Here is a 23,429-nt window from a genome sequence, read left to right on the forward strand (position 1 = left end):
GGGGTGCCCCCGGTGGGTGCTAACAATCACCCCCCCCCGGGGGGCCGCCACCACCCCTTTGAGGGGGTTTTGGCTCTTTTTCTTAACTCGACCGGGCCCCCCCCCCCGCTTCTACGGGGCGTATATCGCGGCCACTAGCAGGTAGGCACCCAACAAAAGCAGCAACCCGCCGCACACCCGATCCAACACCACCACCCGCCGCTGCAACCACAGACGCCAGCGCTCAATGCTGAGCAAACGCACCAGCGCCAGATCCCACGCCAGCACCACCGTTGCCATCCAGGCCATGCACGCGGCAAGGCCCCACCCCGGCATCGCCGCGCTGCGCAACACGCCAAACAGACCGGCATAGAAAATCGGGCACTTGGGGTTGAGGACGCTGGCCGCCAGGCCTTGAACGAACCCCAGCCACCAGCGCCCCGCCAAAACCTCGCCCGCTTCCGGCAAGGCCAATTGCCGGCGTCCGCTGAACGCCTGCAACCCCAGCCAGATAAAGTACGCACCGCCCACGCCCTGCAAGACGCGCCAGACCCAGCCGCCTTCGGCCGGCAGCAGACTCTGCGCCAACAGCACCACGAGCATCACCAGCCCATTGGCTGCCGCGATACCGCTGGCGCAGCCATCCGCCTGCCGTCGCCCCCGTAGCAACGCTGTGCGCAGCAACAGAAAGAAGTCCGGGCCGGGGGATAACAACGCCGCGAAGTGAGTGCTGGCTACCAATAAAAACAACGCAACCATAACGACCTCCGAGTGAATTCGGCGGCCAGTCTGTGGCGCGCTTATGGCGCAGGTATTGGAGAAAACTCAGGCGCGGGCGGCGCTGCGAAATCGCCCGGGCGTCACGCCGGTAAAGCGCTTGAAGGTGCCGTTGAAGTGCGCCTGATCGTAAAACCCGAGCTGCAGCGCCACTTCGCTCAAAGGCCCGTCGCCAAGCAGCAGACGCTTGGCTTCACGCACTCGCCGCTGCAGCAGGTAGGTGTGGGGCGGCACGCCATAGGCGCGGCGGAACGCTTCGATCAGGTGACGCGGATGGCGCTCGCCCACCGCCGCCAACTGCTCCAGGCTGACCGCCTCCTGGTAATGCGCTTCCAGGTATTCGCGCAGCCGTGCCGTGCTGCCGCCGTCACGGGCCGCCGCAGGCAGCGGCCGCATACCACCATGGCGGATAAACACCAGCTCCAGCACGGCAAGCAACTGGCTTTCCAGAGCCAGAGCGTCGTGCCGTTCGAACTCCAGCGCCAGCCCCGCCATCAACCGCGCCACCGTGCCGTCATCGGCCGGGTTGAGCTGGTTGAAGCCACGCGGCAGGCGCTTGCGCCCCAATAAGGCCGGCAAGCGCGCCTCTTCGACATAAAGCATGTGATAGACCAGCCGCGAGGAAATGGCGTGGCCGGTGTGGGGTTCTTCCGGATTCATCAGCGACAGGGTGCCGGCTGGCAAGGCATGCCGGGTGCCCTGGCACTGATAACCACCAACGCCTTGCAGAATCGCGCCAATGGCGAAGGCATCGTGGCTATGCCGGCCAAATGGCTGCCCGGAGAAATCCGCCTGAAACAACTCCACCCCCGACAGCCAGGGCTGCACCAGCAGGCGGTTGGCGTCCACCCTCAGTTACCGGCCAGAACCGCCGCGTAACCTTCGCGGTAGCTCGGGTAGCGGGGTGCCCAACCCAAAGCGCGGGCGCGGGCATTGCTGCAGCGCTTGCTGCCGGAGCGGCGCACGGTCGACTCCTCGGCCCACTCGGTAACGCCCATATAATCACGCAGCCAGCCGACCACCTCGTCCAGCGGTGCCGGCGCATCGTCGACACCGATATACAGGTTATCCAGCGCCTTACCTTCCGCATCGGCCTGCAGCAAAAAGGCCAACAAACCGGCGCAGTCATCGGCGTGCAGGCGATTGGCGTACAGCGGCGGCTCACTGACCACCCGGTAGCCCATGCGCACCTGCTGCAGCAGCCATTCGCGACCCGGCCCATAGATACCGGTGAGCCGCACGATGGTGGCGGGAAAGCCGCTGTCCAGCGCCAGACGCTCGGCTTCAAGCATGATGCGCCCGGAATAGCGGGTGGCCTCAGCCGGCGAGTGCTCATCCACCCACACGCCGCCGTCCTGGGCATACACGCCACTGCTGGAAACGAAGATCACCCGCTTGGGCGACTGGCCGCGCTGCTTGAGCCAGCTCAGGGTGTTGCCCAGGCCATCGAAATAGGCGCGGCGGTAGCCGGCTTCGTCGTGCTCGGTGGCGGCAGCGGCGTACACCAGGTAATCCAGCGTACCTTGCGGCCACTGAGCCGGGCAGTCGCTGGCGGTCAGATCCGCCGCCACCGGCAGGATGCCCACGGGCAACGCGGCGACCGAACGCCGCAAACCAAATACCTGCCAACCAGCGGCATGCAGTTGCGAGGCAAGGCGACTGCCGACATCACCGCAGCCGGCAATCATCAGGGTGGGGGCGCTAGACATGGCAGAACCTCGGGGCGAAAGCGGCATTCTAGGCGGGCCGCACTGGCTAAGGGAAAGTCTTGTGTAGTGGAGCGAATGTTACATTATCACTTTCACAAACAAGAATTGTTTGCAATACTTAGCGCCCTTTTGCGCCAGGGGCCGTTTGGGCCCCGGTCACCGCTCTTCCCATCTCAGGTCCGGCCAGCATGAACTTCAACGCCTACCGCGCTCAATCCTCCCGTCTGCAGCCGCGTGCTCTGCTCGCTTTTGCCGCGCTGCTGTTCAGCTTGACGTTGCCTGCCAGCAGCTTCGCTGAAGAAACCACCGCCGCCACCCCAGCGCCAGCCGCCTCCACGGCTGCCGTACCGGCCCCGGTCGCCGAAACACCAGCCGCCGCTGCGCTGCGCGAGAAGCTCGCCAGCCTCGGCGCGGATGCCACCCCGGAGCAGATCGGCAGCGCCACCAAGGAAACCCTGGAAGCCAACGGCGCGTCGCCCGAGGAAGTGGCCCAAGCCCTGGACACCCTGGCCAAAGCCAACGAGCTGATCGCCGATGACCAGCAAGCCTTCGCCAACGACCTGTCGCCCTGGGGCATGTACCAGAACGCTGACCATATCGTTAAAGGCGTGATGATCGGCCTGGCCCTGGCCTCGGTCATCACCTGGACCATCTGGATCGCCAAAGGCTTTGAACTGATTGGCGCCAAGCGCCGTTTGCGTGGCGAACTGGCGTTGCTCAAGCAAAGCCGTTCGCTGAAAGACGCCGCCGACAAGGCCAGCAAAGAGGGCAGCCTGTCCCATGTACTGGTCCACGACGCCCTGGAAGAAATGCGCCTGTCGGCCAACACCCGCGAGAAGGAAGGCATCAAGGAACGCGTCAGCTTCCGCCTGGAGCGCCTGGTTGCCGCCTGCGGTCGTGAAATGAGCCAAGGCACTGGCGTGCTGGCCACCATCGGTTCCACCGCGCCCTTCGTCGGCCTGTTCGGTACCGTGTGGGGCATCATGAACAGCTTTATCGGCATCGCCAAATCGCAGACCACCAACCTCGCCGTGGTCGCCCCCGGTATCGCCGAAGCCCTGCTGGCCACCGCCATGGGCCTGGTTGCGGCGATTCCTGCGGTTGTCATCTACAACGTCTTCGCCCGTTCGATCACCGGCTACAAAGCCCAGGTGGCGGACGCCTCGGCCCAGGTGCTGCTGCTGGTCAGCCGCGACCTCGACCACCTGCCGGCTGAACAACGCAGCCAGCCACACGCGGTCAAAGTGAGCTGACATGGGCCTGCACCTCAACGACGGTGGCGATGATCTGGTCGAATCCCACGAGATCAACGTAACGCCCTTTATCGACGTGATGCTGGTACTGCTGATCATCTTTATGGTCGCCGCGCCGCTGGCCACGGTAGACATCAAGGTTGACCTGCCGGCCTCCACCGCCGAGCCGCATCCGCGGCCGGACAAACCGGTGTATCTGACCGTCAAAGAGGACAAGAACCTCTACCTGGGCGATCAGCAAGTCAGCAAGGAACAACTGGGCCAGGCACTCGACCAGCAGACCAAAGGCAAGAAGGACACCACGATCTTCTTCCGCGCCGACAAGGGTGTGGATTACGCCGATCTGATGGAAGCGATGAACAGCCTGCGTGCGGCCGGTTACCTCAAAGTGGGCCTCGTCGGCCTTGAGGCGGTCGGGCAGAAATGACCCTAACGCTGCGCAAAGCTTCCGGTTGGACGGTAAGTTGGTTGCTGGTGCTCGCTGTGCATATTGGTATAGGCCTGTGGGCTTTGTACTGGCATGCCGAAGCGAAGCCGGCGGAACCCCTGCCGCCGCCGGCGATGATCATCGAACTGCCGCCGTTGCCGGAAGTGGTGCCCCCACCTCCGCCCGCACCGGCGCAAATGGTCGAACCTGAACCCGAGCCGCAACCGGAAGTGGTGGAAGCACCCAAGCCCAAGCTGGTGCTGGAAAAGCCCAAGCCCAAGCCGAAACCCCAGCCGAAGGTCAAACCGATCGAGCCGCCCAAGCCGGAAGAAAAGCCGGTTGAGCAGACCGTACCGGATGCCGAGCCAGCCCCGCCCGCGCCGCCCGCTGCACCCCAGGCGCCGCAGCCGAGCAATATCAGCACGCCGTCGGATGCCAAGGCCACTTGGATGAGCAAGGTGCAAAGCCATCTGGCGCGTTACAAGCGCTACCCGGAAGAGGCTCGCCGTCGCGGTGCCGTCGGCACCACCCGTGTGCGCTTCAGCGTGGACGCCGACGGCAAGTTGCTGAACGTAGAGGTCACCGGCACCTCCGGTAACGCGGTGCTGGACCGCGCCACTCTGAGCATGTTCCGTCGTGCCCAGCCGCTGCCCAAACCACCGGCTGAGGTGCTCAACGGCAACAGCGTGGAAGTCAACGCGCCGTTCGACTACTCGCTGGATCGCAAGTAGCGTCCGCGCCAACAACATCAGCCCCAACAACATCCGCTCCAAAACCAGACCCGCCCCCAGGCCGAGCCCGAAAAATCGGGCACATTTAGCCTGTCGGGCGGGTTGGTTCCATTGAATACAACCGCTATGCTCTAGCGCAAATCAATGGAAAAACACTATGACCCTCACCGAACTGCGCTACATCGTCACCCTGGCCCAAGAGCAGCATTTCGGGCGAGCGGCCGAGCGTTGCCACGTCAGCCAACCGACCCTCTCGGTCGGGGTGAAAAAGCTCGAAGACGAGCTGGGCATCCTGATTTTCGAACGCAGTAAAAGTGCCGTGCGCCTCACTCCGGTGGGCGAAGGCATCGTCACCCAGGCGCAGAAAGTGCTGGAGCAGGCCCAGGGCATCCGTGAGCTGGCCCAGGCCGGCAAGAACCAGCTGGCGGCACCGCTCAAGGTCGGTGCCATCTATACCGTCGGCCCTTACCTGTTCCCCCACCTGATTCCGCAGCTGCACCGGGTCGCCCCGCAGATGCCGCTGTATATCGAAGAAAACTTCACCCATGTACTGCGCGACAAACTGCGCAACGGCGAGCTCGACGCGATCATCATCGCCCTGCCGTTCCAGGAAGCCGACGTGCTCACCAAGGTGCTGTACGACGAGCCGTTCTACGTGCTGCTGCCAGCCGGCCACGCCTGGACAGCCAAGAAGACCATCGACGCCGAACTGCTGAACGACAAGAGCCTGCTGCTGCTCGGTGAGGGTCACTGCTTCCGCGATCAGGTGCTGGAAGCCTGTCCCACCCTGCGCAAGGGCGGCGACGACCATGCCAAGCACACCACGGTGGAATCCAGCTCGCTGGAAACCATTCGCCATATGGTCGCCTCCGGCATGGGCATTTCCATTCTGCCGTTCTCGGCGGTCGACAGTCACCACTACGCCCCCGGCGTATTCGAAGTGCGCCCGCTGACGCCGCCGGTGCCATTCCGCACCGTGGCCATCGCCTGGCGCGCCAGCTTTCCGCGGCCGCGCGCCATCGACGTACTGGCCGACTCCATCCGCCTCTGCTCGGTGGCCAATCCGCTGCCTCAAACCGCTTGAGGCAGCACGCCCATGACTGAATTGGCGGCGGTGCCGGTAACCGCGCTGAAAGGCGTGGGCGCGGCGCTGGAAGAAAAGCTCGCCCGCGTCGGCCTGGAAAACCTCCAGGACGTACTGTTTCACCTGCCCCTGCGCTACCAGGACCGCACCCGCGTGGTGCCCATCGGCGCGTTGCGCCCGGGCCAGGACGCGGTGGTCGAAGGGGTGGTGGCCGGTGCCGATGTGCTGATGGGCAAACGCCGCAGCCTGCTGGTACGCCTGCAGGATGGCAGCGGCACCCTGAGCCTGCGCTTCTACCATTTCAGCCAGGCACAGAAGGACGGCATGAAACGCGGCACCCATCTGCGCTGCTATGGCGAAGCGCGGCCCGGTGCCTCGGGGTTGGAAATCTATCACCCGGAATACCGGGCGCTTACAGCCGATAGCGACAGCGGCGTGGAACAGACCCTGACGCCGATCTACCCGACCACCGAAGGCCTGACCCAACAGCGCCTGCGCCAACTCAGTGAACAGGCCCTGGCCCGCCTCGGCCCCCACAGCCTGCCCGATTGGCTGCCCGAAGAACTGGCCCGCGACTATCAACTCAGCCCACTGGATGAAGCCATCCGCTACCTGCATCGGCCGCCGCCGGATGCCGACCTGGAAGAATTGGCCGAAGGCCGCCACTGGGCCCAGCACCGCCTGGCCTTCGAAGAGCTGCTGACCCATCAGCTGTCCCTGCAACGCCTGCGCGAAAGCCTGCGGGCGCAGGAAGCACCGCAGCTGCCGAAGGCGAAAAAGCTGCCGGGCAAATTCCTCAAGAACCTTGGCTTCGCGCCCACCGGCGCGCAGCAGCGGGTCGGCGCAGAAATCGCCTATGACCTCAGCCAGCCGGAGCCGATGCTGCGCCTGGTGCAAGGCGATGTCGGTGCCGGCAAGACCGTGGTCGCCGCCCTCGCCGCTTTGCAGGCGCTGGAAGCCGGTTACCAGGTGGCGCTGATGGCACCCACCGAGATTCTTGCCGAGCAACACTTCATCAACTTCCAGCGCTGGCTGGCCCCCCTGGGTCTGGACGTTGCCTGGCTGGCCGGCAAGCTCAAGGGCAAGGCCCGCGCCAGCGCTCTGGAACAGATCGCCGCCGGCGCGCCGATGGTGGTCGGTACCCATGCGCTGTTTCAGGACGAGGTGCAGTTCAAACGCCTGGCCCTGGTGATCATCGACGAGCAGCACCGCTTCGGCGTGCAGCAGCGCCTGGCGTTGCGCAAGAAGGGTGTCGACGGCCGCCTCTGCCCACACCAACTGATCATGACCGCCACCCCGATTCCCCGTACCCTGGCGATGAGTGCCTACGCCGATCTGGACACCTCGATCCTCGACGAGCTGCCCCCCGGCCGCACCCCGGTAAACACCGTACTGGTGCCCGACAGTCGCCGCATCGACGTCATCGAACGGGTGCGCTCGGCCTGCCATGAAGGGCGCCAGGCCTACTGGGTGTGTACCCTGATCGAAGAATCCGAAGAGCTCACCTGCCAGGCCGCCGAGACTACCTACGAAGACCTTTCTGCGGCCCTTGGCGGCCTGCATGTCGGCCTTATTCACGGGCGCATGAAACCGGCGGAAAAAGCTGCGGTGATGCAGCAGTTCAAGGAAGGCGCACTGCAGCTGCTGGTGGCGACGACGGTGATCGAGGTGGGCGTCGACGTGCCCAACTCCAGCCTGATGATCATCGAAAACCCCGAGCGCCTCGGCCTGGCGCAACTGCACCAGCTGCGCGGCCGCGTTGGCCGGGGCAGCGCGGCCAGCCATTGCGTGTTGCTCTATCACCCGCCGCTGTCGCAACTGGGCCGCGAGCGCCTGGGCATCATGCGCGAAACCAGCGATGGTTTTCTGATAGCGGAAAAGGATCTGGAGCTGCGTGGCCCCGGCGAAATGCTCGGCACCCGGCAAACCGGCCTGCTGCAATTCAAGGTCGCCGACCTGATGCGCGACGCCGATCTGCTGCCCGCCGTGCGGGACGCCGCGCAGGCGCTGCTGGAGCGCTGGCCGCAGCATGTCAGTCCGCTGCTGGAACGCTGGTTGCGCCACGGCCAGCAATACGGGCAAGTGTGACCGATATCACAAACGCCTGTCGGGTGACCGGTCAGTCAGAATATTGGCTGGTTATACTCGGGCCAATCTAACGCACCGGATGCACGCTCATGACGGAAGTAGCCCTCGCCACCGATACCTCGCCGCAACCGCCGATGGTCATCCTGCAGTTGCTGGAAAAGCTGGGCGTTCCCTATCAGGTCTGCTACGAACAACCGAAACTGGCCCTTGCCCAACGCGTGCAAGCGGTGCTTCTGGATGACGCCATCGGTGCCTTGCTGGTGCTCTACCCCCACAGCCAGCTGCTCGACCTCAATCGCCTGGCCGAACTCACCGGCCGCAAGCTCGCCGCAGTCAAACCCGAGCGCCAGGAACGCATGCTCGCCAAGCACAGCCTGACGCTGCTGCCGGCCCTGCCACCCCTCACCAGCTCGCCATGCCTGTATGACGAACACCTGTTGCTGGCGCCGACCCTGGTGATCGAGTCCGGCCAGGCCGGTGTGCTGCTGGAAATCCCTCGCGATGCCTACAAAACTCTGCTCGGCAAAGCCAGCGCGGCGCGCTTCGGCGAACCCCTGAGCGGCATTCGCCCGAACCTCGACCGCCCGGACGACGACCGAGCGGAAATCACCCAGGCCGTGCAAGCCTTCACCGCTCGCCGTATTCAGCAACGCCTGGAAGAAACCATCGAAATTCCGCCGCTGCCGGAAACCGCGCAGAAGATCATCAAGCTGCGTGTCGACCCCGACGCCACAGTCGATGACATCACCGGCGTAGTGGAAACCGACCCGGCCCTGGCCGCGCAAGTGGTCAGCTGGGCGGCATCGCCTTACTACGCCGCGCCCGGCAAGATCCGCTCGGTGGAGGACGCAATCGTCCGTGTACTGGGCTTCGACCTGGTGATCAACCTGGCCCTCGGCCTGGCCCTGGGCAAAACCCTGGCCCTGCCCAACGACAAACCGCAGCAATCCACGCCGTACTGGCATCAGGCGATCTACACCGCCGCCGTGATCGAAGGCCTGACCCGCGCCATGCCGCGCGCCCAGCGTCCGGAAGCGGGTCTGACCTACCTGGCCGGTCTGCTGCACAACTTCGGTTACCTGGTTCTGGCCCATGTCTTCCCGCCGCACTTCTCGCTGATCTGCCGGCACCTGGAGGTCAACCCGCACCTAGACCACAGCTATATCGAACAGCATCTGTTGGGCATCACCCGCGAGCAGATCGGTTCCTGGCTGATGCGCTTCTGGGATATGCCCGACGAGCTGGCCACCGCCCTGCGCTTCCAGCATGACCCGGACTACGAAGGTGCCCATGCGCCCTACGCAAACCTGGTGTGCCTGGCCGTGCGCCTGCTGCGCAACCGCGGTATCGGTTCCGGCCCGCAGGCGGAAATTCCCCAGGCGCTGTTCGACCGCCTGGGTCTGAGCCGCGAGAAAGCCAACGAAGCGATCAACAAGGTGCTGGAAGCGGAAACAGCGCTGCGCGAACTGGCCTCGCAGTTTCACGCCTGATGGACCACCGCACCCGCCCGCAGGAGCGGCTTCAGCGGCGATGTTTGAGAGCTAAAAGCATCGCGGCTGAAGCCGCTCCTACGAGATCGTGATCTGCTATTTCAACGCCATACGCCGCGCGGCAAACACTGCCGGCAGCTCCTTCACCGCCGCCGACAGCAATTGGCTGACCGCTTCCTGTTCATACACGGCGGCATAGTCCGCCAGCTCGCCGCTAGGCATCTGCCGATAGGCATACAACATAAACGACTGCACCGCCTGCGCACTCGAGGTTCGCAGCGGTTCGACCTGTTTGGCCGTCTGGGTGCTCAGCGTGGCTTCGTTAATGCTCTGCCCCTTGGCCCGCAGCGCCAGCAACGCCTGGGTCTTGCCCACTTCATAACGCAATAGGGTGGCCAGCTCGGTGGTGTGCGCCGCTTTGTCCAAACGCTGCACCAGCGCCACACGTTCAGCGCGCGGTGGCTTGCTATTGAGCTGCTCACGGTAGCTGGCAAGGCCCTGACCACCATCGCCCTCGCCCACCGCCCGTTCGGCCACGGTAAAGCGTTGCGCCAGTGGGCTATCGAGCACCAACGAGGCCTGCTCCAGCTGTTTGTCGGTCACCTTGGACACCAGGCGCTTGGCCAGATCGGCGCAGATCGCATCCGCCGCAAACGCCTTGGCCACTTGCTTCTGCTGCTTGTCCGGTAAACCGCGCTCAATCAGCGGACCGCTCTGTTCGCAAAGCAGGCGGATGCCCGCCAAATCGAAGACATGCTCGAACGCCGCCGGTTTTATCGGCTCGGCCTGGGCCAGGGTGGTGGAGAGAATCAGCGAGAAAAGGAGTGGGACGCGCATGAGGGGGCTTCCAGAAAGACTCCCCTCAGACTAGCGAAAGCTATCCGCTCCGACCAGCCGATAAGCAACAGAGTGAGAAACAGGCGACCTGCTCAGGCCGCCTTTTTTTCGCCGGCTTTTTTCTTCTTCGGCATGATGTATTTGGTCAGGCCCTGGAACCAGATCACCAGCGCCGGGTTGCCCTGGATCTGGATGTCTTTGTTCTGGATGCCCTGCATAAACGCCAACTGCTTGTTCTTGGCATTCATGGTGGCGAAACCGTAGTCGGCATCCTTGAAGCCCAGGGCGAAGTCCGGCTGGCTGGCGGGGCCGCGCTTGCTGGTCAGGCGCTGGTTCTTGACGATGAAGTGGCGGGCCACCTTGCCATCGAGGGTGTGCAATTGAAAGACCAGATCACGGCCTTCGAGCTGCTGCTGAAACGCGGGGTTGGTCTGACTGGCCTTGGCCATCATGCGGCCCAGCATCCAGAGAAGAAAACGGAATTTCATGCGCGCTGGCCTCACCTAAAAATGAAACGGCAACTATGGAACGGCGGCGCATTGTAGCTGTTTGTAGCGCTGTGCGGCGAGGACTACAGCCAGCCTTTAGCTGGGTTTTGGCGGGGATTTGTAGCGAATGTGCTGCCAACTGCGCGATTGTCGAACAGCTTGCCGAAGAGGTGCGCCCGGAGCCGTTCAGCCCCGGGCGCACATGGCTCAGTTCACGGCGTCTTTCAGGGACTTGCCCGGTTTGAACGCGACGGTGTTGCTGGCTTTGATTTTTACCGGCTCGCCGGTTTGCGGGTTTTTGCCGGTACGGGCACCGCGGTGGCGCTGCACGAAAGTACCGAAGCCCACCAACGTCACGCTGTCCTTGCGGTTCAGGGCGGCGGTGATTTCTTCCAGCACGGCATTGAGTACACGATTGGCTTGATCTTTGGTCAGATCAGCATGCTCCGCGATGGCCGCGGCAAGTTCCGGTTTACGCATAAAAAAGCCCCTTAGACGGTTTTTTGTTTTTGTGTCCGTGCTGCCATCCAGCAGCGCTTGGAGACGCCGCAACAGCTCTGCGCTGCGGCAGACCCGGGGGAGGATGGCACGCTCCAGAGACCCGCGCCAGTCATGTCCGACAGTTTTCCCGAGCAACTTCGTGATTTATCCGACAGAACGGACGCCATTCACGCCAAAAGGGCGGGAAGCTCCTTATTCAGGGCCAGTTTTTCCTGCACGGCCGTACCTGTGAGCGCATAGCCCAGCAAGCGACCTTCAGCGTCGCGGCAGAGTGCCTTGATATCCGCGCCGCTGCCCTCCACCAGCCATTCACCGCTGCTGCCACGCGGCGGCGGCGACACCACCACCGGACATGCCGGAGTTTTCACCTGGACCGGCATGGCACCGTAGGTGACCGCAGTCGGGTTGCCCGCCAGGGTTTGCGCCAGGGCGCGCGCACAGGTCATCAGCGGCATGACGTAGAGCAGGTTGAGGCCATCGACTTCCGCGCAATCGCCCAAGGCAAAGATATTGGCGTGGGACGTACGCAGCTGGCGGTCGACCACCACCCCGCGGTTGATTGTCAGACCGGCAGCCGAAGCCAGGTCGGTGCGCGGCCGCAGGCCCACCGCAGACACCACCACATCGCAGGGCACCAGGGTGCCGTCCGACAGATGCGCATCCAAGCCATCGGCGCTGCGCTGCAGGCTGGCCAACACCGGGCCCAGATGGAAGCGCGCGCCCAGCCCTTCCAGGCCGGCCTGCACCGCCGCGGCCGCTGCCGGGTGCAACAGCCCCGGCATTACCTGTTCACAGGGCGCGACCAGCTCGACGCTATAGCCACCCAGGGTCAGGTCATTGGCAAACTCACAGCCGATCAGACCGGCACCCAGTACCAGCACGCGCTTTTTGCCATTGGCGGCAGCGCGAAAACGCGCGTAATCCTCGAGATCGTTGATCGGGAAGATCGCATCGGCACCATCGCCTTCCACCGGCACGCGGATGGTTTCCGCGCCCCAGGCCAGCACCAGATCGCGGTACTCCACAGCTTCCTCGCCAATCCACAGGCGCTTGTGGCCCGGGTCGATACCGGTGATACGGGTGTGGGTGCGAATCTCAGCCTTGAGCTGATCGGCCATGGCCCCCGGCTCAGCCATGCTCAGGCCGTCCGCGTCCTTGTTCTTGCCAAAGCCGGTGGACAGCATCGGCTTGGAATAGGAGCGGCCATCGTCGGCGGTTATCAACAGCAGCGGGGTCTCGGCATCGAGTTTGCGAAACTCCTTGGCCACGTTGTAACCGGCCAGGCCGGTGCCGATGATCACCACGGGTGCAGACATGACTCACTCCTGAAACGCGCCACCAAAGGGGCGGCGCTGGGGATAAATTCGGGGGATTGCTCAGTTGATTTCGATCATTTCGAAATCCAGTTTGCCGACGCCGCAGTCCGGGCACAACCAGTCTTCTGGCACATCCTCCCAGCGCGTGCCGGGGGCAATGCCGTCATCCGGCCAGCCCAGGGCTTCGTCGTAAATGAAGCCACACACCACACATTGCCATTTGCGCATGACGCGTCTCCGCTGGGCCAAATGTGCCAGCGACCCTACCGCAATTGCCTGGCAAGGCCAATAACCCAAGGCGTCAGCCAGCCAGAGGTTTGGCGTATTGGGTCGATTGCCGCCCGCGCCCACGGTGAAAGCGCGTTATCGCGCCGTCATTCCCACAACCCTGCCAGCGGCAGCTGGCAGCCAAACCCCAGCCAAGCGCCGTAGCGTTTCCTAGCCCCTTACCTTGCTACCGAAACCCGAGGCCGACATGGATGTCCACAGCCCGCTTTGCCGCTTGATCACCCTCCTGCAAATCGGCGCACTGTTGGCCAATCCCCTGGCCAGTGCCGGCGCTGAACTGACGGTGGATAGCGCAACAGCCAGCAATACTGCCATCACCCAAGCTGGCAACGGAGTGCCCATCGTCTCTATTGCCACGCCCAATGGCAGCGGCCTGTCGCACAACAGATTCAGCGACTACAACGTTGGCCAGCCGGGCTTGATCCTCAATAACGCCCCGGATGCCTTTACCTCAACCCAGCTTGGCGGGGTGATTCTTGGCAACGCCAATCTGGCCGGCCATGCCGCCACCCTGATCCTCAATGAAGTCACCGGCAGCCACCCCAGTCAGCTGCAGGGCTACACCGAAGTCGCCGGCCAGGGAGCCCATGTAGTGGTAGCCAATCCGAATGGCATCAGCTGCGATGGCTGCGGATTTATCAACACACCGCGCGTCACCCTCAGCACCGGCACGCCCGTTATCGAAGCGGGCCAGCTGCGGCGCTTCGAGGTCGACCAAGGCCAGATCGTTATCGCCGGCACCGGACTCCATGCGGCCAATATCAGCCAGTTCGACCTGATCACCCGCAGCGCCAAGCTCAACGCCGCGCTCTATGCCCAGCGCCTGACTATCGTCACCGGGCGCAATCAGGTCGATGCCCATTCCCTGGCTGCCAGCGCCAAGCCGGATGACGGCAAAGAAAAACCACTGCTGGCCATCGACAGCTCGGCCCTGGGTGGAATGTACACCGGTGCCATCCGCCTGGTGGGCACCGAGGCCGGCGTCGGCGTAAGGCTGGCGGCGGATATGGCGGCCAGTGGCGACGATATCCAGATCGACGTCAACGGCAAGCTGAGCCTGGCGCGGGTCGTAAGCGCCGCCGCGTTGACCGTCAAAGCCGAGCAGATTGCCGTCACCGACCAGGCACATGCCGACGGGGCGACGAAGATTGAGGCCAGCGGTGCTGTCGATATCGCCGCCAGCCTGACCAGCGCGGCGGATCTCTCGATAACCGCCGGCAACCTGAGCAACCACGGCACCCTGGGGGGCAACGGCCGCGTATCGTTGCAGGCGGCCATTCTGGACAACCAGGGCGGCCTGATTTTCAGTGGCGGGGATCTGACGCTGAAGGTCGACACCCTCACCAACCGCCTGGGCGACCTGTTCAGCCTGGGCACCCTGGCTATCACCGCCACCGACCTGGTAGACAACCGCTCCGGCAGCCTCGAAAGCGCCGGCAATCTGCAGATTCAGGCCAAGCGCATCAACAACCAACGTGATGTATTGAGCACTCACCAGGAAAAGTACGCGGCGCGCATCAGCGAACTGCCCTGCAGCCTCGAATACGGCGCGGGGGACTGTGATGGCGGCAAGGCAAACCAGGTCTGGCAGATCGTCGAGCGGGATCGTCTGCAGGTCAGCGCGGCCACTGAACGCGCCTATATCACGGCAGGCGGCAACCTGAGCCTGATAAGTGAAAGCCTGCTTAACCAGGCCAGCGCCATCAGCGCAGCTGGCGACATGAGCATCAAGGTTGCCGAGCTGCAAAACCTCGGCGTTCAGCCTGGCGAGTACGAAACCAGCCGCGTCTTCACCAGCGAACGAACTCGAAACCCCGAGGCGCTGCGCAAGGCGGCAAGCACTTTTACCGCCCTTTACTGGCCGCAGAGCGATGATCCCCTCGGCCTGCTCGCGGCACTGAACCGTTTTATCGGCGAGACCGAACGCGAGCAGTCGCAATTGCGTAGCAGCGCAGCCATCAATGTCGATGGCGAAACCTACAGCGCGATTATCCAGGCTGGCGGCAAGGTCGACATCAGCACCTCAGGCAGCTTCGACAGCAGCGTTGTGCGGCCCACCTATGCCTATGTGGCCGGCGGCAGTCTGGCTAGCACCGAGATGGCTGAAACGGCGATTGCCGCTGCCATCAGCCGTAACCCGCAGCTCGCTCCCGACCTTACTCAGCAGCCATCGCTGCCCGGCTTCAATTTGCCGTCCAGCAGCAACGGCCTGTTCCGGCTCAACAGCGATGGCAGTCATCCGTATCTGGTGGAAACCAACCCCGCCCTGACCACGTTGCGCGGTTTTCTCAGTTCGGACTATCTGCTCGCCATCATCGGCTACAACCCGGCGCTGACTCAGCGTCGTCTCGGTGACGGGCTGTACGAACAGCGCCTGGTACAGCAGGCGGTTATCGCCCGCACCGGTAAACGCTTTCTCGATGGGTTGAGCTCGGATGAGGAGCAGTTCAGGTACTTGATGGACAACGCCATCGCCAGCAAGCAGGCGCTCAATCTGGTGCCCGGCATCGCGTTGAGCGCCGAGCAGGTGGCGGCGCTGACCCACGACATTGTGTGGCTGCAGGAGCAGGAAGTAGCGGGCCAGAAGGTGCTGGTGCCGGTGCTGTACCTGGCGCAGGCCAAGGATCGTTTGGCACCCAACGGGGCGCTGGTTCAGGGCCAGGATGTCACGCTGATCTCTGCTAGCGACCTTAGTAACAGCGGCACTTTGCGTGCCGGCAACAACCTCAGCATCAGCGCTGCAAACATAAGCAACAGGGGGCTGATGCAGGCGAACGAGCAGGTCGCGTTGCAAGCCAGCGACAGTATTCGCAACAGCCAGGGCGGCATCATCGCCGGCAAGGATGTCAGCGCCAGCGCACTGACCGGCGATATCGTCAATGAACGTAGCATCACCACCCACGACGCCGGCAAAGAGGGCTTTGAGCGGCGCGAAGACGTTGTTGATAGCCCGGCGGGGATCGAAGCCAGCAATGGGCTGACGCTGTCGGCTGGGCGGGACATCGTCAATCAGGGCGGCAATTTGCGGGCGGGTGGCGACGCCGAACTTCGCGCTGGACGGGATCTGTTGATCCTTAGCCAGAGCGAGACGGAGGTTACCAATAACAAGGACCGCAAAGGCTACAGCAAGCGCTCGCAGACCCTGCAGTATGGGGCGGGCGTGCAGGTTGGCGGTGATCTGACTGCCGAGGCCGGGCGCGATCTCGCTGTAGTCGCGAGCACCGTGAAAGCGGGAAGGGATATGCAGCTTTCGGCTGCCGAGGACCTCACCATCGCCGCAGCAGCCGACGAAACCACAAGCGATTCCTACCGCAAAAGTGGCGGTAAGAAGGTCAAGGCCCAAGACAGCGTCGTTCACCAGCAAGCGGCTGTGATCGAAGCCGGCAGCAATCTGAACATAGAGGCCGGCAATAACCTGAGTCTGGTGGCCGGCCAGGTAAAGGCTGGCGATGGAGCCTTCCTGTACGCCGGCGACCAGCTCGCACTGCTGAGTGCAGAAGACAGCGAGCACCACCTATTCAACTTGAAAAAGAAAGGCGACAGGAGCTCCAAGGAAACCCGCAAAGACGAAACCACCCGCATCCGTAACCTCGGCACCAACATCGTCACCGGCGGTGACTTGCGCCTGATCAGCGAGGGCGACCAGTACTACCAGAAAGCCAAGCTGCAAAGCGGCGGCGGCCTGACCCTGGACAGCGGCGGTGCCATCACCTTCGAAGCCGTCAAAGACCTCGATCAACAAAGCCATGAGCGCAGCGACAGCGATTTGGCCTGGAACAGCGCCAAGGGCAAAGGCAGTAGCGATGAAACCCTGCGCCAGAGCGAACTGATCGCCAAAGGCGAAACCATCATCCGCGCCGTGAACGGCATCCATATCGATATCAAACAGGTTGACCGGCAAAGCGTCAGCCAGACCATCGACGCCATGGTGGCGGCCGATCCGAACCTGGCCTGGATCAAGGAAGCCGAAAAGCGCGGGGAGGTGGATTGGCAGCGGGTGAAGGAAATCCACGACAGCTGGGATTACCAAAACTCCGGCCTTGGTATGGGCGCGGCGCTGGTGATTGCCATTGTTGCCACGGTACTCACTGCGGGAGCGGCAAGCGTGGCGGTGGCAGCCGCTTATCCCACAAGCGCAACCATGGCCGCTGCGACCACTACAGCAGCTGCCGGGGTGGGAAATGTCGCTGCCACAGCTGCCATCACTTCGGCAGCCAGCACAGCAGCTGTCAGCACTATCAACAATCGCGGCAAGTTAAGCGCCGTCAGTAAAGATATTTTCTCGCCTGACAGCCTTAAGGGTTACTTAACCGCAGCACTAATCGCCGGAGTCGGTGCAACAACTGATTCCTGGGGCACGAAAAGAGTAGTGGAGCAAAATCTGCAAGTTGTCGATTTTGGTAAGAGAGCTGAAGCCTATTTAACCAATACTGCAGTGAAAGGATCGCTAAGCGGCGATAAAAATTCAAATACGTGGTTGGCCATTGCGGGTACTGGCGCGCTAGCGGAGTTATATAAATATTCTGTCGGCAGAGGGCCAGATATTCGGCCTGGAGTGGAACGCCCGGAAGGTCCTAGATTTACTCCGCTGGAGGGAAATTTTGTTCCAAGAGTTATCGTAGATGGTGCCTACGTAGAGGGAAACAACTTAGGTATTAATTGGCCCCGTATCGACGTCTGCTCGACGTTCTACGCGATTTGTCACGGCACTCCAATTAGCGCCGGATTAAATCAAGTTCCAGGCTTGAACTCATTCGCCACTATCCATGACAGCTGGATGACTTCGCTGGAAGCTTACAAGGAGAAAAACATGTCTGTATTTGAAAATCTTGGAAGTATGCCGCCTGCACTTTTCGTGAATTATGGGGCGCTCTATGAAATGTACCGCCCGCAGATAGATATCGCCAAAGGTCAAAAAAATGAGAAGAATTAACGCAATCGTTTTGCTGCTTTTATGTAGCTGCGCGCCGTCTACTTCCATATGGCGCGGAAGCATGGATGGTCTTGTAGGGAAAGACTTTGACATCTATTTCGCGCAAGCATGCGGCAATCGGTGCGCCAGCCTTTGGGCTCCGGGAAATAAAAATACAACTGCCGACAAAGTGGTGAATGAAGGTGGTGATAAAAGATATTACCTCTCGTGGAATAACAGATGCCAGTACTCAGTACTAGTTTCTCGAGAGCGCGTTATCCTATCGTGGCGTTACGAAATTAGCGATATAGGAAGCTGCTATGTTTTCTGATAACGCTTAAAAACACCAACTTAAATACCGAGCTAGCAGCCCCTCCCCCGCGAATTAAAGACTCCAGCGCGCTAGTCGTTAGATATTATCCCGAAATCAGAAAAATGCAGATTCAAGCGTTAGCGCACTCTGTATCACGACTTTAACGGGAGGCAGTATTCGTGGCACCTCGATTGATTATTTTTTTGCGGCAGAACAACCCAACTCCTGCTTTACACTATTTATATAGCTCAAATAGCTACTCACTCCACCCGGAAGCACAACACGCGCCTGAGGATTTAAGCGCTCGTTTTCAATATTGGCGGCCAGGCTCTGATCAAAATTCGCACAGCCTTTTTCTTTATCGCCAGACCCCACATAGATAAACCCGGCATTCAATTTGATATTGGTGATGCCATCGTATTTACGGTTCTCGAGAAAGATCGGATAGGCCTTATCGAAGTACTCCAAGGCTTTTGTATAACGACCCTCATAGGTTGCAGAAGCATCTCGAAAGCCATGCTGCAGATAGTGGGCTTTCCATTGACCGCTCAACGCGGCGGACATAAAGAATCGGCCATACATACGGTAGGCCTCGGCCGTACAAATCGGCTCCTGCTTCTGTGCACACGCATTCAACGCTTGAGTAATCAAACGCTCGGCCGGCGTTGGGCGATCTTGTTCAAGTAGAGTGCTGGCATTGGCAAGCATTTGATAGGGATCGCTACTGTATGGAACCAATGCAGCGGCACATCCGGTTAAGAGTAACGGCGACAACAAACACCAAGATTCAAACTTCATATATCCAGACCCTCGGCTATCCAGGGATGGATTATGAGTCGTTCGGTTGCCGTAAATTGTCTGAATGGATTCCGAGGCGGGTGCGATGGGTCTGTTAATTATCGATATACAGGCAAGGAAATATCGCAGTCACCGCTTCCCTCGAAGAGGGCTCGCCTTTCCCCATAAACATCCCATAAACAACAACGGCGACCCTAAGGTCGCCGTTGGAAAAACACTCACGCGTGCATCAAGCGATTTCGATCATCTCGAAATCCAGCTTGCCGACGCCGCAGTCTGGGCACAGCCAGTCTTCCGGGACGTCTTGCCACAGGGTGCCGGCGGCGATGCCTTCATCCGGCCAACCCAGGCTTTCGTCGTAAATCAGACCACAGACCACACATTGCCACTTCTTCATCAGTACTACCTCAACGCTTCAGGCTTTTGGCACAGCGGTCGATGGTTGAAATGCCGCCAGGCTCTCCCGGCTTTGTACTGACCGAAGCGCCAGTAATCAAGCACCTTCGGGCACTTCCGTCCTTTGGCTGGGGTGTCAGGCTGGCAATCTTGCGCTGGTGGGGCCGACGAGGCGCATGGCGGCGCAGGTTGCATCCGTTTCGGTGCGTTTTCACTGCAATGCTCACCAAAGAACGCCATTTTTAGCTGATGCTGTCGCCCATGACAGCTTTAGCAGACGGTCTATTCTTCGCCATATAAAGCTACTTAAAGCGTCTAGCGCGATGATATCTAACGAGATATGACCGCCGCAGCTAGATCAATCGCCGCAAGCACCCTCCAATTCCTGTCTACAACGTCAGCATCTGGAATGGTTATTGCTCTCCCGCTTTTTTCGTCAAGTCACAGGGAGGGCGTTGTATGTGGCAGAAGTGGATAGTGCTGGTGGTGCTGTTGGGGTGGGCGGACCAGAGGTTGAGTGCGGCAACGCTGTCATTCGCAGCGGCGGAGTTCGTGCCGTTCGTTTCGGTAAAGGATGGTCAACCCACGGGCGCGGTGACCGATATCGTCAGACAGGCTTGCCGTGAGGCGAATATCGACTGCAGCTTCAAGGTGCAAAGCTGGAAAGAATCCAAGGCCGCGGTAGAGGCCGGCACGCTGGACGGCTTGTTTGTCGTCAGTTGGGAGCGCGAGCGCGCGCAATGGCTGAGTTTCAGCCTGCCGCTGCTGCATACCGAGTGGGGTTATCTAGTGCCGGCTAGCGACAGCCGCGCTTATGACGGGCTGAAGAGCCTGGGCGGCTATCGCATCGGTGTGTTCGGCCCGTCGAGCAGCTCCGAGACCCTGGAACGGGTCAAGCCGGTGTTGAATCTGGATATCCAGCTGAGCCAGGACGATCTGGCCAATGTCCGCCGCCTGCTCGCCGGTGAGCTGGACGCGGTGTATATGAACCGCGATGTGGCGCTCAGCCTGTTGCAACGCAATGGCCTGCAGGACCAGGTGCGCTACGTGATGGGCGACAGTGGGCGCAACTATCATCTGGCGTTCAGCAAGCAAGCCGATGTGCAACTGGTCGGGCCGTTCAATCGGGCCTTGCGGCGTATGTTCAAGGCCCGTGAAGTGCAGCAGTTGCTGAGCAGCCAGCAACTGGAACCGGCGCGCTGGACCTCAACCTACGAGCCCAAGTAGCCAGGACGCGGGTAATGAACAAGGCATGCCGGAACAGCCCTATTCACCCTCGCGCCAGGCGGCTCAGGGCGTCATTTGGCGTAGGCGTACTCGCCGCCACGCTCCAGCGCCCGCTGGTAGGCCGCACGCGCATGAATTCGCTCAAGGAAGGCCTTGAGCTTCGGCCGGCTGGCGTCCAGCCCCGCGCGCGACGCGGCGGCTTCCAGCGGGAAGCTCATCTGGATATCGGCAGCACTGAAAGTGTCACCGGCGAACCACTCGCTCTTGCCCAGTTCGCCTTCCAGATAGTCCAGGGTCTGCCGCAACTGAGGGTTGATATAGGTGCCCTTCATCTTGCTGGAGATACCGCGGGCGATGGGTTTGACAAAGAACGGCATCGGCGCGCGCTCCAGGGTGTCGAACACCAGCTTGAGCAGCAACGGCGGCATCGCCGAACCTTCGGCGAAATGCAGCCAGTAGCTGCAGCGCAGGCGCTCGGGTGTACCGGCGGCGGGCAGCAGCGCCGCGCCGTAGCGACCGGCCAGGTATTCGATAATGGCCCCGGACTCGGCCAGGGTGATGTCACCGTCGGTGATCACCGGCGATTTGCCCAATGGATGCACGGCGCGCAATTCCGGCGGGGCCAGCATGGTCTTGGGGTCGCGCTGGTAATGCTTGATCTGGTACTCGGCACCGATCTCCTCGAGCAACCAGAGGATGCGCTGCGAGCGCGAGTTGTTCAGGTGGTGGACAGTGATCATGCAAAGCTCCCTGAAAGGATGTTGTTCGGGCGCACGGTGTGCGGGCATCCACTATCTTGGCTGTACCCGTGACAGTTGTCGTCTATCGGCTTTGCCACTTGCTCAGGAGCGCCCTATGTATCAACTGAAGATCACTGGCCTGACCTGTCTGCTTGGCCTGCTCGCCGCCTGCGCTCAGCAGCCCTACCTCGACGAGTCACTGCCGCTGGAAGAGCGCCTGGCGCTACTGGGCCTGCGCCAGGGCGATGCGGTGAACTCGATTGCTGGCATCAACATCAACGGCTGGCAGCCCCTGGATACCCGCCACATCACCCTGGACGCCGGCGTCGGCCGCGACTATCTGATCGTGTTCAGCCGCCCCTGCTACAACCTCAACGCCAACAACCGCATCGGTTACAGCGCCAGCGGTGGCACCCTGACGCGCTTCGACAAGATCGTCTCCATCGACAACGGCATGCGTCAGTCCTGCCCGATTGGTGATATCTATCTGCTGGAGAAACTGGCCAAGCCGGCCACCTGAGCGCGCCACGGCCAAAACGGGCAAACATGCTAAGCTCGCCGCCCCGATTGCCGCCGATGTTCCTGCCGTGCCGCACGCCGCCTTCGCTGATACCGCTCACTGGCTCACCGCCGAACACCTGCAACCTGCGCCTGCCGAAGCGCTGCTCGACTGGTTGTTCGACCAGGGCTCGTTGACCCGTCGCCTGATTGCCCTGTCCAGCGACGCCTTTTCCGTTACCCCGTTGCACGAAAGCTGGCAAACCCTGCGCAGCGACGAATGCCAGGCGCTGAATGTGCGCGAGGGTAGCGTCGGCTGGGTACGCGAGGTGTTTTTACGCGGCCATGATCAGCCCTGGATATTTGCCCGCAGCGTGGCGGCGCGTGGCCAGTTGATCAATTCCGACCTGCATATGGACGAACTGGGCAGCCGCTCGCTGGGCGAATTGCTGTTCAGCGATCAAGCCTTTAGCCGTGGCGAAATGCAGGTATGTCGTTATCCCCAGCATTGGCTGCCGGCCGAAGTCAGCGCCGAGCAGCTCTGGGCACGGCGCTCGTGCTTCGCTCGCGACGGCCTCAGCGTGTTGGTCGCCGAAGTGTTTTTGCCGCCACTGTGGGTCGCCGCTGGCGTCTCGGTTTAATCGCCTCGCTCTGAACAGGAACCGCGCCTGATGTACACCCGCCTGCTGCAATCGCTCAATCGCCTTCACCCGCGTGCCTTCGACTTTATCCAGCTGATGCGCCTGGAGCGCCCGATCGGCATTTACCTGCTGCTGTGGCCCACCCTGTGGGCGCTGTGGATCGCCGCCAAGGGCGTGCCATCGCTGGGTAATCTGCTGATCTTCGTGCTCGGGGTGATTCTGATGCGCTCGGCTGGCTGCGTAATCAACGACTACGCCGATCGCCACTTCGACGGCCATGTCGCCCGCACCAAGGGCCGACCGCTGGCCACCGGCAAGGTCACGCCAAAAGAGGCGCTGATGCTGTTCGCGGTGCTGGTGGGCCTGAGCTTTATCCTGGTGCTGTGCACCAACCTCAGTACCATCCTGCTGTCGTTCGGTGCCTTGGCGATTGCCGCCACCTACCCCTTTATGAAGCGCTTCACCTTTTATCCACAGGTGGTGTTGGGGGCGGCGTTCTCCTGGGGTATGCCGATGGCCTTTACCGCCGAAACCGGCGAGCTGCCGAATGCGGCCTGGCTGTTGTTCATTGCCAACGTGGTGTGGACGGTGGGGTACGACACCTATTACGCCATGGCCGACCGCGAGGACGATCTGAAGATCGGGGTGAAGTCCACCGCCATCCTGTTTGGCGACGCCGACCGGGTGATCATCCTCACCCTGCAGGGCATCGCCCTGTTCTGCCTGGCCCTGGCCGGTGCGCGCTTCACCCTGGGTATCTGGTTCCTGCTCGGTCTGTTTGTAGCCGCGGGCTGCTTTGCCTGGGAATTCTGGAGCACCCGCCAGCGTGAGCCGCAGGTTTGCCTGGCGGCGTTTCTGCATAACCACTGGGCCGGCTTGGCCATTCTGATCGGCATCGCCCTGGACTTCGGCTTGCGCTGATGGCCTCGCGGAAAT

22 protein-coding genes are annotated in these 23,429 nt (G+C 61.8%); 11 read left to right on the forward strand and 11 right to left on the reverse strand.

Going from position 1 to position 23,429, the window contains the following annotated elements:
• Positions 1 to 111 precede the first annotated feature (111 nt).
• From ACVW0Y_RS06135 to ACVW0Y_RS06145, 3 genes are all read right to left on the reverse strand, one after another.
• Positions 112 to 738 carry a LysE family translocator gene (locus ACVW0Y_RS06135; protein ID WP_457436777.1) on the reverse strand — a complete coding sequence of 209 codons (627 nt, stop codon included), beginning with the start codon at positions 736 to 738 and terminating at the stop codon, positions 112 to 114.
• 66 nt (positions 739 to 804) lie between these two features.
• On the reverse strand, positions 805 to 1,605 hold the full coding sequence (locus tag ACVW0Y_RS06140) for an AraC family transcriptional regulator (RefSeq protein WP_457436778.1): 801 nt from the start codon (positions 1,603 to 1,605) through the stop codon (positions 805 to 807).
• 2 nt (positions 1,606 to 1,607) lie between these two features.
• On the reverse strand, positions 1,608 to 2,465 hold the full coding sequence (locus ACVW0Y_RS06145; RefSeq protein WP_457436780.1) for an NAD-dependent epimerase/dehydratase family protein: 858 nt from the start codon (positions 2,463 to 2,465) through the stop codon (positions 1,608 to 1,610).
• 188 nt (positions 2,466 to 2,653) lie between these two features.
• Here ACVW0Y_RS06145 and exbB point away from each other — a divergent pair, with 188 nt between their 5' ends.
• The 6 genes from exbB to ACVW0Y_RS06175 all read left to right on the forward strand — a co-directional run bounded on the left by exbB (position 2,654) and on the right by ACVW0Y_RS06175 (position 9,538).
• Positions 2,654 to 3,718: a tonB-system energizer ExbB gene (exbB, locus tag ACVW0Y_RS06150; RefSeq protein WP_457436781.1), complete on the forward strand. Its 1,065-nt coding sequence runs from the start codon at positions 2,654 to 2,656 to the stop codon at positions 3,716 to 3,718.
• A gap of 1 nt (position 3,719) precedes the next feature.
• Positions 3,720 to 4,145, forward strand: a complete 426-nt coding sequence (gene exbD / locus ACVW0Y_RS06155) for a TonB system transport protein ExbD (protein WP_457436783.1) — start codon at positions 3,720 to 3,722, stop codon at positions 4,143 to 4,145.
• Positions 4,142 to 4,876 carry an energy transducer TonB gene (locus ACVW0Y_RS06160; protein ID WP_457436785.1) on the forward strand — a complete coding sequence of 245 codons (735 nt, stop codon included), beginning with the start codon at positions 4,142 to 4,144 and terminating at the stop codon, positions 4,874 to 4,876. Before exbD ends, ACVW0Y_RS06160 begins: the two co-directional genes overlap by 4 nt.
• Before the next feature lie 157 nt (positions 4,877 to 5,033).
• A complete protein-coding gene (locus ACVW0Y_RS06165; protein WP_457436787.1) occupies positions 5,034 to 5,960 on the forward strand; it encodes a hydrogen peroxide-inducible genes activator in 927 nt (308 codons plus the stop codon).
• A gap of 12 nt (positions 5,961 to 5,972) precedes the next feature.
• Positions 5,973 to 8,048, forward strand: a complete 2,076-nt coding sequence (recG, locus tag ACVW0Y_RS06170; RefSeq protein WP_457436788.1) for an ATP-dependent DNA helicase RecG — start codon at positions 5,973 to 5,975, stop codon at positions 8,046 to 8,048.
• 89 nt (positions 8,049 to 8,137) lie between these two features.
• A complete protein-coding gene (locus ACVW0Y_RS06175; protein WP_457436789.1) occupies positions 8,138 to 9,538 on the forward strand; it encodes an HDOD domain-containing protein in 1,401 nt (466 codons plus the stop codon).
• A 96-nt stretch (positions 9,539 to 9,634) separates the two neighbouring features.
• On the opposite strand, the gene ACVW0Y_RS06180 is transcribed toward ACVW0Y_RS06175, so the two are convergent.
• The 5 genes from ACVW0Y_RS06180 to ACVW0Y_RS06200 all read right to left on the reverse strand — a co-directional run bounded on the left by ACVW0Y_RS06180 (position 9,635) and on the right by ACVW0Y_RS06200 (position 12,908).
• Entirely contained in the window at positions 9,635 to 10,375 is a 741-nt protein-coding gene (locus tag ACVW0Y_RS06180) for a hypothetical protein (protein ID WP_457436790.1), read from the reverse strand.
• Between the two features lie 92 nt (positions 10,376 to 10,467).
• Positions 10,468 to 10,863, reverse strand: a complete 396-nt coding sequence (locus ACVW0Y_RS06185; protein WP_457436792.1) for an SCP2 sterol-binding domain-containing protein — start codon at positions 10,861 to 10,863, stop codon at positions 10,468 to 10,470.
• 207 nt (positions 10,864 to 11,070) lie between these two features.
• Positions 11,071 to 11,343, reverse strand: coding sequence for an HU family DNA-binding protein (locus tag ACVW0Y_RS06190; RefSeq protein WP_457436793.1), 273 nt, complete (start codon positions 11,341 to 11,343; stop codon positions 11,071 to 11,073).
• 188 nt (positions 11,344 to 11,531) lie between these two features.
• Entirely contained in the window at positions 11,532 to 12,680 is a 1,149-nt protein-coding gene (locus ACVW0Y_RS06195; protein WP_457436794.1) for an NAD(P)/FAD-dependent oxidoreductase, read from the reverse strand.
• A 60-nt stretch (positions 12,681 to 12,740) separates the two neighbouring features.
• A complete protein-coding gene (locus ACVW0Y_RS06200; RefSeq protein ID WP_457436795.1) occupies positions 12,741 to 12,908 on the reverse strand; it encodes a rubredoxin in 168 nt (55 codons plus the stop codon).
• 247 nt (positions 12,909 to 13,155) lie between these two features.
• Here ACVW0Y_RS06200 and ACVW0Y_RS06205 point away from each other — a divergent pair, with 247 nt between their 5' ends.
• Positions 13,156 to 17,901 (forward strand): two-partner secretion domain-containing protein, encoded by a 4,746-nt coding sequence (locus ACVW0Y_RS06205; protein ID WP_457436796.1) that lies wholly within the window; start codon positions 13,156 to 13,158, stop codon positions 17,899 to 17,901.
• 487 nt (positions 17,902 to 18,388) lie between these two features.
• Here the strand turns inward: ACVW0Y_RS06205 and ACVW0Y_RS06210 are convergent, their stop codons facing one another.
• Positions 18,389 to 18,991 carry a hypothetical protein gene (locus ACVW0Y_RS06210; RefSeq protein WP_457436798.1) on the reverse strand — a complete coding sequence of 201 codons (603 nt, stop codon included), beginning with the start codon at positions 18,989 to 18,991 and terminating at the stop codon, positions 18,389 to 18,391.
• A 229-nt stretch (positions 18,992 to 19,220) separates the two neighbouring features.
• Positions 19,221 to 19,388, reverse strand: a complete 168-nt coding sequence (locus ACVW0Y_RS06215; RefSeq protein ID WP_108095207.1) for a rubredoxin — start codon at positions 19,386 to 19,388, stop codon at positions 19,221 to 19,223.
• 458 nt (positions 19,389 to 19,846) lie between these two features.
• Between ACVW0Y_RS06215 and ACVW0Y_RS06220 the strand changes: the two genes are divergently transcribed.
• On the forward strand, positions 19,847 to 20,614 hold the full coding sequence (locus tag ACVW0Y_RS06220) for a substrate-binding periplasmic protein (protein ID WP_457436800.1): 768 nt from the start codon (positions 19,847 to 19,849) through the stop codon (positions 20,612 to 20,614).
• Positions 20,615 to 20,685: 71 nt separating this feature from the next.
• Here ACVW0Y_RS06220 and ACVW0Y_RS06225 read toward each other — a convergent pair whose 3' ends face one another.
• Complete coding sequence (locus ACVW0Y_RS06225; protein ID WP_457436801.1) at positions 20,686 to 21,354, reverse strand: glutathione S-transferase family protein; 669 nt, start codon at positions 21,352 to 21,354, stop codon at positions 20,686 to 20,688.
• Between the two features lie 115 nt (positions 21,355 to 21,469).
• Here ACVW0Y_RS06225 and ACVW0Y_RS06230 point away from each other — a divergent pair, with 115 nt between their 5' ends.
• From ACVW0Y_RS06230 to ubiA, 3 genes are all read left to right on the forward strand, one after another.
• Positions 21,470 to 21,874, forward strand: a complete 405-nt coding sequence (locus ACVW0Y_RS06230) for a DUF6491 family protein (protein WP_457436803.1) — start codon at positions 21,470 to 21,472, stop codon at positions 21,872 to 21,874.
• Between the two features lie 67 nt (positions 21,875 to 21,941).
• The gene (locus ACVW0Y_RS06235) at positions 21,942 to 22,493 is read left to right on the forward strand and encodes a chorismate--pyruvate lyase family protein (protein WP_457436805.1); all 552 of its coding nucleotides are present in this window, start codon (positions 21,942 to 21,944) and stop codon (positions 22,491 to 22,493) included.
• A 30-nt stretch (positions 22,494 to 22,523) separates the two neighbouring features.
• Positions 22,524 to 23,414, forward strand: coding sequence for a 4-hydroxybenzoate octaprenyltransferase (ubiA, locus tag ACVW0Y_RS06240; protein ID WP_457436807.1), 891 nt, complete (start codon positions 22,524 to 22,526; stop codon positions 23,412 to 23,414).
• The last annotated feature ends 15 nt before the right edge of the window (positions 23,415 to 23,429 follow it).

It is taken from the genome of Pseudomonas sp. TE3786 (genome assembly GCF_054057335.1).